At 32.7% G+C, this 13,368-nt stretch carries 14 protein-coding genes; 2 read left to right on the top strand and 12 right to left on the bottom strand.

Annotation, left to right across the window (positions count from 1 at the left end; all coding sequences use genetic code 11):
* Nucleotides 1–123: 123 nt before the first annotated feature.
* From LQ611_RS00795 to cmk, 6 genes are all read right to left on the bottom strand, one after another.
* On the bottom strand, nucleotides 124–849 hold the full coding sequence (locus tag LQ611_RS00795) for a hypothetical protein (protein ID WP_239709279.1): 726 nt from the start codon (nucleotides 847–849) through the stop codon (nucleotides 124–126).
* Nucleotides 842–1,048 carry a DUF2768 domain-containing protein gene (locus LQ611_RS00800; protein ID WP_025907089.1) on the bottom strand — a complete coding sequence of 69 codons (207 nt, stop codon included), beginning with the start codon at nucleotides 1,046–1,048 and terminating at the stop codon, nucleotides 842–844. Before LQ611_RS00800 ends, LQ611_RS00795 begins: the two co-directional genes overlap by 8 nt.
* A gap of 17 nt (nucleotides 1,049–1,065) precedes the next feature.
* Nucleotides 1,066–2,070 (bottom strand): NAD(P)H-dependent glycerol-3-phosphate dehydrogenase, encoded by a 1,005-nt coding sequence (locus tag LQ611_RS00805; protein ID WP_107565212.1) that lies wholly within the window; start codon nucleotides 2,068–2,070, stop codon nucleotides 1,066–1,068.
* Nucleotides 2,071–2,089: 19 nt separating this feature from the next.
* Nucleotides 2,090–3,400: a ribosome biogenesis GTPase Der gene (der, locus tag LQ611_RS00810; protein WP_025907085.1), complete on the bottom strand. Its 1,311-nt coding sequence runs from the start codon at nucleotides 3,398–3,400 to the stop codon at nucleotides 2,090–2,092.
* Nucleotides 3,401–3,527: 127 nt separating this feature from the next.
* Nucleotides 3,528–4,685 (bottom strand): 30S ribosomal protein S1, encoded by a 1,158-nt coding sequence (gene rpsA, locus LQ611_RS00815; protein ID WP_107565211.1) that lies wholly within the window; start codon nucleotides 4,683–4,685, stop codon nucleotides 3,528–3,530.
* 78 nt (nucleotides 4,686–4,763) lie between these two features.
* On the bottom strand, nucleotides 4,764–5,417 hold the full coding sequence (gene cmk, locus LQ611_RS00820; protein ID WP_107634242.1) for a (d)CMP kinase: 654 nt from the start codon (nucleotides 5,415–5,417) through the stop codon (nucleotides 4,764–4,766).
* Between the two features lie 74 nt (nucleotides 5,418–5,491).
* Between cmk and LQ611_RS00825 the strand changes: the two genes are divergently transcribed.
* A complete protein-coding gene (locus tag LQ611_RS00825) occupies nucleotides 5,492–6,460 on the top strand; it encodes an asparaginase (protein WP_025907079.1) in 969 nt (322 codons plus the stop codon).
* Between the two features lie 45 nt (nucleotides 6,461–6,505).
* Here LQ611_RS00825 and LQ611_RS00830 read toward each other — a convergent pair whose 3' ends face one another.
* From LQ611_RS00830 to LQ611_RS00850, 5 genes are all read right to left on the bottom strand, one after another.
* Nucleotides 6,506–7,492 carry a YpdA family putative bacillithiol disulfide reductase gene (locus tag LQ611_RS00830; protein ID WP_025907077.1) on the bottom strand — a complete coding sequence of 329 codons (987 nt, stop codon included), beginning with the start codon at nucleotides 7,490–7,492 and terminating at the stop codon, nucleotides 6,506–6,508.
* A gap of 301 nt (nucleotides 7,493–7,793) precedes the next feature.
* Nucleotides 7,794–8,432 (bottom strand): CBS domain-containing protein, encoded by a 639-nt coding sequence (locus LQ611_RS00835; RefSeq protein WP_103361594.1) that lies wholly within the window; start codon nucleotides 8,430–8,432, stop codon nucleotides 7,794–7,796.
* Between the two features lie 24 nt (nucleotides 8,433–8,456).
* Nucleotides 8,457–9,977 carry a LysM peptidoglycan-binding domain-containing protein gene (locus tag LQ611_RS00840; protein WP_158258819.1) on the bottom strand — a complete coding sequence of 507 codons (1,521 nt, stop codon included), beginning with the start codon at nucleotides 9,975–9,977 and terminating at the stop codon, nucleotides 8,457–8,459.
* Nucleotides 9,978–10,063: 86 nt separating this feature from the next.
* Entirely contained in the window at nucleotides 10,064–11,437 is a 1,374-nt protein-coding gene (locus tag LQ611_RS00845) for a RecQ family ATP-dependent DNA helicase (protein ID WP_025907072.1), read from the bottom strand.
* On the bottom strand, nucleotides 11,418–12,374 hold the full coding sequence (locus LQ611_RS00850; protein WP_025907070.1) for a helix-turn-helix domain-containing protein: 957 nt from the start codon (nucleotides 12,372–12,374) through the stop codon (nucleotides 11,418–11,420). Before LQ611_RS00850 ends, LQ611_RS00845 begins: the two co-directional genes overlap by 20 nt.
* A gap of 104 nt (nucleotides 12,375–12,478) precedes the next feature.
* On the opposite strand from LQ611_RS00850, the gene LQ611_RS00855 reads away from it, so the two are divergent.
* Nucleotides 12,479–12,727, top strand: a complete 249-nt coding sequence (locus LQ611_RS00855; RefSeq protein ID WP_016913182.1) for a ferredoxin — start codon at nucleotides 12,479–12,481, stop codon at nucleotides 12,725–12,727.
* Between the two features lie 41 nt (nucleotides 12,728–12,768).
* On the opposite strand, the gene LQ611_RS00860 is transcribed toward LQ611_RS00855, so the two are convergent.
* Nucleotides 12,769–13,317: an ECF transporter S component gene (locus LQ611_RS00860; protein ID WP_025907065.1), complete on the bottom strand. Its 549-nt coding sequence runs from the start codon at nucleotides 13,315–13,317 to the stop codon at nucleotides 12,769–12,771.
* Nucleotides 13,318–13,368: the final 51 nt, after the last annotated feature.

Below are 13,368 nucleotides of genomic sequence, written 5' to 3' on the forward strand. Positions count from 1 at the left end.
ATTTCACCTCCCAAAAGGTTATCTAATGATATGTATAAATACCATTATGATAAGACTTTAACACAACAACCTGTGCCACTGCAACGATTTACAAGCTATAAATGCATAATTTCAATATTTTTATTAATATTTTTTCACTTTTGATTTAAAAACAGGCTCATTTTTACTATTTATTGTAAATTCAGGCGAATAAGCCGGTAATATCGGCGAATCTTTGTATAATAAATATCGAATATCTTCACCTGGTTTAGGAAGTGATTTTTCTTTTTTAATTGCTTTTGCTAAATCTAATCTATAATCAATAACAAAATCATTTCCGCCGTTCATATAAACAGGTAATCGCTCATTACTATATGGACTTGGTACAGTTGGTTGTTTCTTGAAACCATATTTTTTGTATTCAATTTCATATACATTAGGTGCAACTTTTTTACCTAATTGTAATGGTTTACCTGATGCATCTATTCGAATTCGAATATCTTTTAAGACTTCTGACGTTCTTAAATCGATTAAATGCACTTTAGGGTCTTTGTCGACATCCATGATTACATATTGATAAATACCGCCGTTCTCAAATGAATTACCTGGTAATTGTGATAAGAACTTTGGTTTTAATTTATTAAAGTCAACTGGGTGTTTTAAGTAAAATGAATAACTATCATCTCTATCTTTGATAGGTAATAATCCACCACTTGCCTTTTTGTATTCATCTACCGCTGTTTGAACCATACTTAATTGGTCTTTCGCTGGCACTTGGTTTTCTGTTTTCTCTTTATTAGGAAAAGCGCATGCTGACAAAATTAAAGTACTCAATATTAATAAGATCGATATTTTTTTGTAATTATGCATGGCTCGATCCACCTAATACAACAATCATAAAGATACCAGCAATAATAAGAGAAATGACTGCTAAAAACATTGTTATACTACTGATGATTTTATTTTTTAATTTAAATCTTGATAAATATACGAGTATAATTGCCAAAATCATAAAACCAATAGAATAAAATGACACCCACATTAAATCCATTCTTGATATATCAAACATTTAAATACCCCTCTTGCTTAAATATTCTCTGACTTTTTGTCACGTTCCATAAGATCTTTAACACCTTCAGAAACTGGATAATCTTCGAATAACACTTTATACAAACCTGAAGTTATTGGCATTTCAACATCATATTCTTTTGCTAAGTTGTAAGCAGCTTCTGTTGTTCTTACGCCTTCAACGACCATATTCATTTCTTCTAATGCTTCGTCTAATGTAGCCCCTTTACCAAGCATATTTCCGCATTTCCAGTTTCGTGAATGTACAGATGTACAAGTAACGATTAAGTCACCGATACCACCAAGACCTAGGAATGTCATAGGATCAGCACCCATTTTAACACCTAAACGTGTAATTTCAGCTAAACCTCTCGTCATAAGTGCTGCTTTCGCATTGTCACCATATCCAATTCCGTCAGTAATACCTGCAGCAAGTGCAATGATATTTTTTAACGCGCCACCTATTTCAATACCGACAAGATCATTGTTCGTATATACACGGAAATAATCCGTCATAAATAAATCTTGAGCTAAACGAGCAACTTCTTCGTTTTCAGATGATACTGAAACTGTTGTTGGATGTTTTATCGCAACTTCTTCTGCATGACTTGGTCCTGATAATACAGCGATACCGCCATTGATTTTGCTATCGATTGATTCATCAATCATTTCAGAAATACGTTTGAAAGTGCCAGGTTCGATACCTTTAGACACATGGATGAATACTTTTTTACCATAAGCGATTTCATTAATATTTTCACATACTTCGCGAATGGCTTTTGTCGGAACAGCAATAATAAAGATAGACGCATGATGAACAGCATCCTTTAAATCAGTTGTTGCTTTAATATTTTCATTTAAAATATTTTCTTTTAAATATTTTGTATTCTTATGTTCTTTGTTGATTTCGTTAATAGTTGTTTCAGTTTTACCCCACATTAATACATTATGTTGGTTGTCTGCTAATACGTTTGCTAAAGCAGTTCCCCAACTACCTGTACCAAATACAGTTATATTTGTCATAGTTATCAATCCTTTAATATTAGTTTCTTTTTCTTGAGATTAAATGAACTGGTGTACCTTCATAACCGAACGCATCTCTTATACGATTTTCTAAGAAACGTTTGTAAGAGAAATGCATTAATTCAACATCATTAACAAATATTACGAATGTTGGCGGTTGAATCGCTACTTGTGTTGCATAGAAAATGTTTAATCTTCTACCATTATCAGTAGGCGTTGGATTCATCGCTACAGCATCTGTAATAACTTCATTAAGTGTAGAACTTTGTACACGTTTACGGTGGTTTTCATCTGCCATCGTAATTAATGGGAATAATGTTTTTAAGCGTGATTTTTCTAATGCTGATACGAACGCAATTGGCGCATAGTCTAAGAATTGGAAGTTATCTCTAACTTTTTCTTCAAACTTCTTCATTGTTTTCGAATCTTTTTCAACGGTATCCCACTTGTTAACAACAATAACAATTGCTTTACCGGCTTCATGCGCATATCCAGCAACTTTTTTGTCTTGTTCAATAATGCCTTCTTCAGCATCAATCACAACAAGTACGACATTAGAACGTTCGATGGCTTTTAAAGCACGTAATACTGAATATTTTTCAGTACTTTCGTATACTTTACCTTTCTTTCTCATACCTGCAGTATCAATTAATACATATTCTTGATCATCATATGTGTATATTGTATCAATCGCATCTCTTGTTGTACCAGCAATTGGTGAAACGATAACACGTTCTTCTCCAAGAATGGCGTTGATTAAACTTGATTTACCCACGTTTGGTCTACCAATCAGTGATAGTCTAATTGTTTCATCATCATAATCTGGTTCGTCATCTTCAGGGAAATGTTTAGCCGCTTCATCTAATAAGTCACCTAAACCTAGACCATGTGAACCTGAGATTGGGAATGGCTCACCAAATCCTAATGAATAAAAGTCATAAATTTCACTACGCATTTCTGGATTATCAATTTTATTAACTGCTAATACGACAGGTTTATTTGATTTGTATAATATTTTAGCGACCATTTCATCAGCTTGTGTTACACCTTCACGTCCATTAACCATAAAGATGATAACATCCGCTTCATCAATTGCAACTTCTGCTTGTGCTCTTATTTGTTGTTGGAAAGGTTCATCACCTAAATCTATTCCGCCTGTATCTATTAAGTTGAAGTCATGTGTTAACCATTCTCCACTTGAATATATTCTATCTCTTGTTATACCAGGTGTATCTTCAACGATAGATACCCTCTCGCCTATAATTCTATTAAAAATTGTAGATTTCCCTACATTTGGTTTACCTACAATTGCTATAATGGGTTTCGTCATAAACCTACTTCCTCTCTTTCATAATCCTTTCTATTTTAACATATGATGACTATTTAGCCTATCGAATTAAAAAACTAAAAAAGACTGAAACATTTCATTATGTTCCAGTCTCTTATATATACACATATTATAATTTAAAATCTTTTAATTTATCTCCGAAGACATCTCCTAAAGTAGGATTGTCATCATCTGTATCTTGTTGGTTTAAATATGATTCATCAAAATCAGTTTCTTGTTCAATTGTATCTTTAATAGATAAAGAAATTCTTTCTTCATCTTTATCGACAGCAAGAATTTTCACTTGTACATCTTGTCCTTTTTCTAATACTTCTTCAGGATTACCGATGTGTTCGTGGCTGATTTGAGAAATATGAACTAAACCTTGTAAGCCAGGTGCGATTTCTACAAATGCTCCGAATTGAGCTAAACGCACGACTTTACCTGGTACGATATCACCAACAGTGAATTGTGACTCGATTTGTTCAAATGGGCTTGGTAACGTATCTTTAATTGATAAAGAAATTCTTTCTGCTTCTCTATCAACAGCACGTACTTTAACTTTAACCGTATCGCCAACTTTTACAACTTCGTCAGGTGATTTAACATGATCATGAGATAACTCAGATACATGTACAAGTCCATCTACGCCACCTAAGTCAATGAATGCACCAAAGTTCGCAATTCTAGCGACAGTACCTTCTAATACATCACCTTGTGAAATATTATTGAGTAAGTCTTCTTTTTTAGAACTTAATGCTTCTTGTTCAACTTTCTTGTGACTTAAAATGACTCTGTTATTTGTTTGATCTAATTCTTCAACTTTAAGTGTTAATACTTTACCTAAATAGTCAGAGAAATCATCAATATAGTTTACAGAGATTAATGAAGCTGGAATAAAGCCTCTAATACCAGCATCAACAACTAAACCGCCTTTCACTACTTCAGTTACTTCAGCTTCGATTGTTGCGTCATCTTCTAAAATCTTTTGTAACTTTTCGTATGAAAGATTTTCATCTAATTTACGTTTCGATAATATATAATGTCCGCTTTCATCATTTTGTTCGATTTTAGTTACGAATGCTTCGATTTCATCACCAATATTGACGACTTCGTTAGCTGTTTCGATGTGTTGAGTTGACAGTTGGCTAATTGGAATGATGCCATCAAATTTACCACCCACTATATGCACAACTACGTGTTTATCTTCTACTTGTTGTACAGTACCCTTAACTTTGTCACCTTCTTGCACTTCATTTATCATGGATTCGTTGAATTCTTCCGTCATCAAAATTGCCTCCTTTAAATAAATATCATAATAATAACTTCTTATAAAGCGGCTAAATTGTCAAGAAATTCGAACTATTTAGACCATTTTACTTTTTGCAAGTTCGACTATCTTATTTGTCACTTCTTCAATTGACAATCCAGTCGTATCGATACTAATAGCATCTTCTGCTTTCACTAAAGGTGAGATTTCACGATTCATATCATATTGGTCACGACGTTCAATATCAATCTTTAATGATTCGATATCAGATTCGATGCCACGTAATTCATTATCTTTAAATCTTCTAATAGCACGTTCTTCAACTGATGCTATCATGTATACTTTTAATTCTGCATCCGGTAACACTGTTGTACCGACATCTCTACCATCCATTACGACATTTTTCTCATCTGCTAATCTTTGTTGTTCTTCTACTAAAAATGTTCTAACAGGTTCTTTAGAGGCCACATATGAAACTTTTTCGGTTACATCATTTTCTCTGATTCTTTCTGAAACATCTTTACCGTTTAAAATAACACGTTGCCCGTTATCTAATACGATTTTTAAGTCAATTTCTTTAACAAGATGGTCAAAGTTTTCTGAGCCTTGCTCAATATAATAAAGTGTAATCGCTCTATACATAGCGCCTGTATCCACATAAATCATATTAAAATGTTGCGCTACAAGTTTAGCGATTGTACTTTTACCAGCTGCTGCTGGACCATCTATTGCTATATTTATTTTTTTCATTTGTATACCCTCTCTTGTTCTTTAATCTTATATATTTTATCATAAATTATAATCATATGAATAGGAGGAAAGAAATGAAGAGAATATTAGTTATACATACTGGTGGAACAATTAGTATGTCTGAAGATAAAGATACAGGTAAAGTAGAAACAAATGCTGAACATCCGATGCATAGACATCAAGCATTTATACAATCTCTAGGTGATATTACAGAAATAAATCCATTCCAAGTACCTTCCCCACATATGAATAATCAATATATTAATCAATTGAAAGATATTATTACAGAATCAATTGATAAAGATGAATATGATGCGTTTGTGATTACTCATGGAACAGATACTTTAGAAGAAACGGCGTATTTATTAGATTTAACAATAGATACGAAGTTACCTATTATTTTAACAGGTGCCATGAGATCTTCAAATGAAATAGGTTCGGATGGCTTATACAATTATGTTTCAGCTTTAAAAGTAGCATCAACAGATGATGCGCAAAATAAAGGGGTAATGGTTGTATTCAATGATGAAATTCATACAGCTAAAAATGTAACAAAAACACATACGTCAAACACGAGTACTTTCCAAAGTCCAAACTATGGACCAATTGGCAGTGTTACAAAGACGCATGTTATATTCCATCATCAACCTTTTCCATATAAAAAATATCCAAACATCAATCCAAATATCAAAATAGGTATTGTAAAAGCTCACATGGACCTATCAAGTGATTTATTAGATTTCTTTGTAGAAAAACAATATGATGGTCTAATTATAGAAGCCCTTGGTCAAGGCAACATGCCACCTACTGCATTACAAGGTATTCAGAACTTGCTCGATGCTGATATTCCAGTTGTAATGGTTTCGCGTTCATTCAATGGCATTGTAGGCGGTATTTACGCATATGAAGGTGGCGGATACCAACTTCAACAAATGGGCATTATTTTATCAAACGGATTAAATGGACAAAAAGCACGTCTTAAACTACTTGTTGGTTTAAGTAATCATTTATCTAAAGAAGATTTAGTTGAATATTTCGCATAAAAAATAACCATGTTACTGGCTAATTGTCCAATAACATGGTTGTTTTTATGATTCTAAAGGTGTTTGCTTTTTTCTTTCAATATCTTGTGCAATTGTACCGCCGTGGAATTTACCATTTTCGATAAATATCGTGTTAGCATCGTTACCAGCAGCTATAACACCAGCGATATATAAATTCTCAACATTTGATTCCATTGTATCTCTATTATATGAAGGTGCAGTTCCAAATTCATTTGTAATTGTTTCTACACCACAAGATTCTAGGAATTTGTAATCAGGGTGATAACCGATCATTGCAAAGACAAAGTCATTTTTAATTGTATATGACTTACCTTCTTTATTAAATGTAAGAGTGTCTTCATCGATACGTTCTACTTCACTGTTAAAATGCATCGTGATTTTTTCGTGTTTTGCTAATGATTCAAAGTTAGGCAATATCCATGGTTTAATACTTTTAGAGTATTCTGATCCACGGTATAAGACTGTTACATTTGCGCCAGCTTTTTCTAATTCAATTGCTGCATCGACAGCTGAATTTTTGCCGCCAATAATCACAACATCTTGATTAAAATATGGATGTGCTTCTTTGAAATAATGCATCACTTTACTTAACTCTTGACCTTGTACTTCTAATTCGTTTGGTTGACCGTAGTAACCAGTAGCAATTGTTAAGAATCTCACTTTATACGTTTGTTTAGTTGTTGATACTAAAAATCTATTATCAACCTTTTTAACAGCTAACACTTCTTCAAAAGTTCTTACATCAAGTTGGTGATGTTTCACGACTTCTCTATAATAAACGAGTGCTTGATTTCTTTTAGGTTTTAAATCTTCAACGATAAATGGTACATCACCAATACCAAGTTTATCACTAGAAGAAAAGAATGTTTGATGAGTAGGATAATGATAAATAGCATCTACAACATTACCTTTTTCAATCACGACAGCATTAATACCTTTTCTCTTCTGTTCGATTGCTGCACTCAATCCACAAGGGCCACCACCGATTATTAAGCTTTCATATTCTTGCATGTACTTTCACTCCTTATAATATCCTCAATCATTATATCAATAATGCGAGATTAGTAAAATAAAATGAAACTGAATATATGAAAAGATTGGGATTGTAGCGTGGCTAGGTGTTATTAGCAGTTTTGGTGAGAAGTGCAAATAAGGAGACCAGTAATTACAATTCTCAGTAGTTTTGTAACTAACAACCACGTTATGAACAAGTTTGGCCGAAAGTGTTCAAAACAGCTGCCACAACACCATATTCAACACCCTTAAAATGAAAAGAACCTGAACACATTTCGTGTTCAGGTTCTTTCTTAATTTATTCTTCTGATACATCAAGTACTTTGAATCCATTTTTTCCTAAATACTTAATGAATTTTTCTAAGTTGTTTGTTTTCTCAACTTTGATGATCATTCTGCGATACATTTTATCTGTTTCATCAAATGTTACAAATGATATTGTGTTGAGTTTGAATTTCGCAATGATACTTGATAATCGTTTAATTCTGCCTTCAGCTTCTACAGAAGTAATCGCAATACGGATTCCTTTTTGTTTCATACCGAATGCTGATTTAAATTGTTCCATTACATCATATCTTGTTACGATACCAAGAAAATCTTTATCGTCATTTACAACTGCTAATATTGGAAAGTCTTGCAAGTTAAGTAGTGATTCTTCTACTACATGGTTTGCATTTAATGAATGTAAATCTAACGTTAAGATTTCTTCAATTTTAGTACTTTCAATAAATTCATCCCTTGAGACATTTTCTTTTTTGAAGAAGTAATGTCTAAAAATACTATATCTTGTGATCATGCCAATATACTTTCCATCAGCAACAACTGGTAACCCATCAATACCATGATGTTCTAATTTATCAAGTGCTGAGTGAATCGTATCTTTCGGATTCGCGATATAACATTTTTCCTTTGGTATCATAATGTTCGTTAAATACATAAAGCCATCCCCTTTTGTTTATGTCTATGGTATTACTAAATTCTGACCTTGAGATATTTCATTGCCAGAAATACCATTTGCTTGTCTAATTTTTTCTACATTTTCTGGTGATCCACTACCATAATATTGAATCGCAATACGGTATAAGTTTTCTTTACCAGTTACAGTATGTGATTCTTGAGACTGATTTTGGTTTTGATTACTTTGTGTATTTTGATTTGTTTGGTTGTTAGCTGCATCATCAGCTGCATTTTGTACATCTTCATTACTTGCGCTATCACTATATTGATTTACGCTATCGTCACTGTTTTGATCTTGGTTGCTTTGGCTATCTTCATTGCTATTTGCATTTGAGTCTGAATCTGAATTACTTTCGTCTGAGCTATTTTCAGAAGAATTATTTGAGTCGCTTGAATCACTGTTTTTGTCAGAGTCTTCATTTGATTCTTTAGCTTTGTCATTTGCTTTATCTTCGTCTTCTTTTTTAGCTCTATCTTTTTCAGCTTGTTCATCAGCTTTTTTCTTAGCGTCACTATTTGTTTGCTCTGTTTTTTCAGCAATTTCTTTACCGTTATCTTTATTTGCACCATTTAAGTACATACCTAAGAATAAGGCAAGTGCGCCAAGTATAAGAATTGCAGCTATTATAGGAACAAGTGCTTTCTTGAATTTATTTGAGTTGCCATCATCGCCGTTTTGTCCACCACTACCATTACTTGGTGGTGTACCTCCACCGTCTGAACCGCCTCCTGCAGCTCCTGCTGCACCAGCGCCAACAGCTCCGGCACCCGCTGCTGCGGCTGCACCTTTTTTGTTTTTAGATTGCTTTTCTTTGTTATCTTTGCTGTTAGATTCTTGCTTGTTGTTTTTATTTGATGCGGCAGATGCTGCTACACCAGCACCAACTGCGCCAGCTCCGGCAGCGGCTGCTGCACCTTTTTTACCTTTTGACTTGTCTTTTTGAGACTCATTTTTGTTTTGATCTTTAGCATTATTCTGATTTGCAGAATTATTTGCGGCACTAGCGCCTGCACCAGTAGCAGCGGCAGCACCTGCAGCTTTTTTATAATCATTTTGATCTTTAGGTTGCTGATCCTTAGTTTCAGGTTTGTCTGTTAAAGATCTTTTTTGTTTTGGTTTATTATTTTGAGTGTTTTTATTGGCATTAGCAGCACTTGCGCCTGCTGCTCCAGCACCAACTGCACCTGCAGCACCAATTGCTCCAGCCTTTTTAGACGACTTATCTTCGTTATTTGGTGTTTCTGAAGCTTTAGGTGTTTCTTGTTTAGGTTGTTCTTCTTTTGCTTTCTGTTTGTTAGCTTCTTCTTTTCTACGTTGTCTTCTTAATGCGCCTCTTGGTGGATATTGTTGTTCTTGTTTACTTTGTTGTTTTTCTTCTTTTTTGTCGTTTGTTTCTTTTCGATTTGGCTGACTTTTATCGTTTACCTCTTCGTTGTTGTTTTCTACTTCTTGTGTCTTGTCTTCAGGTCGTTCTATCTTTTGACGACTTTTTTCGAATTCGTCTTTAAAATTATCTTTAGACAATAAACTCACCTCATCATTATCTTTTTGTATATATTGAATTATACTTTATTATATCCTTGTTGAACTTATCAAGTAAAGCAATCCTATTAAAATATTGCATTTAATCTATTTTTATAAGAAGTTTTGAATTTGACTTCTTTTATATTTGGTAATTTTAATAAATTTGCATTCTTACAATTGTCACAACAATGATTATCTTGTGTAACATGTTCATTAAAATAGTTCATTAAATACGTACGTCTACATGTATCGATTTGAATATAATTTCTCATAAAACTAAATGCATATTGTTTTTGATTCTGCTCAGCTTGAATTTTCTCTTTTAATTGATTAAGTGGATATAATTCAAGAAGATATAGGATATTTTTAGATATCTCCTCATTTAGTTGATACCCTTGTTCAAATAAATTAAGCATATCTATATCAATTCCATGCTCATTAGCTAAATGGCTTAAAATATGAATATCACTTGCTGTAAATAAACTAATTGCTTGGGATGGTTCGCCATCACGTCCTGCACGTCCCACTTCTTGAACATATTTAGAAGGTGACGTAGGTAAATGATAATGAATAACGGTTCTTACATCTTGTTTATTAATCCCCATACCAAATGCACTTGTGGCAACAATGATTTTAATATCGTTATTGATAAACTGAGTTTGTACAGTTGTTCTTTCTTGATAATTTAAATCTCCATGATAAATCCCTGTTAAAAAGCCTTCTTTATAAATCGTTTCAGCTAATTCATGACATTTCTTCTTAGATGACACATAAATAATGGTTGGTCCTGAGTCTTTTATGGTGTCTAATAGGTAATGATCTTTTTCTTCTTCGCTATCAAAATTAACATGATGATACATAATATTTGAACGATTGAGACCTTCTTTATGTATTTTAAATCGGCGCTTTGTAATCACTTCTATATCTTGCATCATTTTATTTGTCAGAGTAGCTGATAGTGCAATAACTTGTGCTTGATTAAAGTATTGTGTGACTTTTGAAATCAGTGCATAATGCGGTCTAAAATCAAAGCCCCATTCACTTAAACAATGTGCTTCATCTAAGACAATATATTTAAAACCAATAGATTTAAAGCGTTTAAAATTATGTTCTTCATATATGAATTCCGGGCTACAAAATATAAATTGATAGTTCGATAAATTTCTAAATATGTCTGACCGTTCATTTGGATCAATAGCAGAATGGATTGCAACAGCATTCTTCTCGCCATTTAATTTCATCTGAACGACTTGATCATCCATTAAAGAAATAAGTGGAGAAATAATGAGCACTCTGCCACCAGTTATATATGCTGGCAATTGGTAACACAAACTTTTCCCAGCTCCAGTTGAAAGGATACTCAACACATCATAGCCGTCTAATATGTTTTGGACGGTTTCCTCTTGCCCACTTCTAAAATAATCATATCCAAAATACTTTTTAAGTTCTTGTTGTAGCATTTAATCCCTCCATTGCATAGCAAACATACATGAGTTTGATTTCGAAATAGGTAAAATCATTTAACGCTTCATAATAAAATTTCAAATTTTGATTAGGTGTTTGTTGAATAACTTCTACAAATCTAGCGTATTGTTCATCACTTACGTATAAATTCTTATCCTTTAAATAACCTTTAATAAACATTTCAATAATATGATCATGAATGGTATGTGTCTTAACACGTTTAATGTTTGCAAGTTGATCCATATCATAAGTGCGATTTAATAATTCAAATGTTGTGAACGTTTGTTGGTTTAACAATGGTTGATAGTTAATCTGAGACAATATTGGATAACGTTCTTTATTTTGTATCGCAACTTGGATAAATTGATATTCTTCTACTAACTGTTCCCTTAAATCCAGTATACCAATGTCTTCAATCATTGAAATTTGTTCAATTGTATAAGGCGTTTCACGAAAACCTGCTAATAAATAATGCATATAAATTGTTTGAAAGTATGTATTTATATCTTCAAATAGCTGATATATTTCTTCTATAAATTGATCTTCGCCTACTTCTTTAATGTGTACGTAAATTTCTTTAGCTTTAAATTGTATCTCTTTATCATTAATGATCGGTTGATACGTTAAATGGTTATGCTTTTTTTGACTAATCATCTGAGTTAATAATAAGATTGTATTAACAGATTGAATAGCCTGACTATAGAAAAAGTCGCCTATAATTGGTTCATTAATATGTTCTACTGATTCGTTAATGATTTGTTCGAATTGTTCAAATTTCAAATTTGGCAAACAGCCATAATACAATTTTAAATGTTCTATCGTTGCATCAAAATATGTTTGATGAGTCTTTTTACCTATTAAAATATTATAAATACTTTTATCAGTTTTGTTTTCATGCTTCATGGAAAGGGTTTTCAGTATAATCTGTTTCAAATAAGTCACCTCAAATAACATAAAAATGTTGAAATCTCTAAGTGTTATCACTAAAATAAGTATGTATAATAAGTGTAGCATGTTTTTTAAAGGAGGCGAAAAATTTGGCTAAATACACAATAGTAGATATGGATACATGTATAGCATGTGGCGCATGTGGAGCAGCTGCCCCTGACATATACGATTATGATGATGAGGGAATCGCCTACGTAATACTAGACGACAATAAGGGAATCGAAGCTGTCCCAGAAGAATTATTAGAAGATATGGAAGATGCTTTCGAAGGTTGTCCGACAGATTCAATTAAAATAGCAGATGAATCATTCGACGGAGATGCACTTAAATTCGAATAATATATATGAGAAAGGCTAGGACGTGAGGTCCTAGCCTTTCTTTATTTTATAATAGACTTAAGTTTATCAAATATTAAAATGTATATGACGGAAATGACAATACCTTTAATTAAATTAAATGGAATAATACCGGCAGATACGATTAATTTTAAATTATTTGCGATATCTGCAAGATTCATAATTTGTCCGTATAAAGGTAATAGAACAAAATAATTCATTAAACTCATTAGAATTGTCATTAAGATTGTACCAACTGCTAATCCATATCCCATAAATAATTTTGATTTTTTCATGCGATAGAAATAATAAGTTGGAATGACGAGACATATTGACGCTAAAAAGTTAGCCGTATTTCCAATTGGTTCGTGTGACACAATTAAGAAATTCAATACGTTTTTAAATAATGCGACTAATATACCTGAAACTGGACCGAACGCAAATGTTGCGACAAGCACAGGAATATCACTGAAATCCATTGTTAAATATGGTGGTAAAAATGGCAATGGAAATTTCAAAAACATTAAAATAAAGCTGATTGCGATGAGCATACTTACAGTGAGTAAGCGTTTTGTTTTGTTATCGTTAGACATATAAACTCCTCCTATTCATCTCGTAAGAATAGGAGGAAAAATTATCGCAAA

This window comes from Mammaliicoccus sp. L-M44 (genome assembly GCF_022386355.1).
GTDB lineage: Bacteria > Bacillota > Bacilli > Staphylococcales > Staphylococcaceae > Mammaliicoccus > Mammaliicoccus sciuri_A.

Coding starts and splice junctions, on each gene's coding strand:
- LQ611_RS00795 (WP_239709279.1), bottom strand. CDS start 849: ATGCATAATTACAAAAAAATATCGATCTTATTAATATTGAGTACTTTA.
- LQ611_RS00800 (WP_025907089.1), bottom strand. CDS start 1,048: ATGTTTGATATATCAAGAATGGATTTAATGTGGGTGTCATTTTATTCT.
- LQ611_RS00805 (WP_107565212.1), bottom strand. CDS start 2,070: ATGACAAATATAACTGTATTTGGTACAGGTAGTTGGGGAACTGCTTTA.
- der (WP_025907085.1), bottom strand. CDS start 3,400: ATGACGAAACCCATTATAGCAATTGTAGGTAAACCAAATGTAGGGAAA.
- rpsA (WP_107565211.1), bottom strand. CDS start 4,685: ATGACGGAAGAATTCAACGAATCCATGATAAATGAAGTGCAAGAAGGT.
- cmk (WP_107634242.1), bottom strand. CDS start 5,417: ATGAAAAAAATAAATATAGCAATAGATGGTCCAGCAGCAGCTGGTAAA.
- LQ611_RS00825 (WP_025907079.1), top strand. CDS start 5,492: ATGAAGAGAATATTAGTTATACATACTGGTGGAACAATTAGTATGTCT.
- LQ611_RS00830 (WP_025907077.1), bottom strand. CDS start 7,492: ATGCAAGAATATGAAAGCTTAATAATCGGTGGTGGCCCTTGTGGATTG.
- LQ611_RS00835 (WP_103361594.1), bottom strand. CDS start 8,432: ATGTATTTAACGAACATTATGATACCAAAGGAAAAATGTTATATCGCG.
- LQ611_RS00845 (WP_025907072.1), bottom strand. CDS start 11,437: ATGCTACAACAAGAACTTAAAAAGTATTTTGGATATGATTATTTTAGA.
- LQ611_RS00860 (WP_025907065.1), bottom strand. CDS start 13,317: ATGTCTAACGATAACAAAACAAAACGCTTACTCACTGTAAGTATGCTC.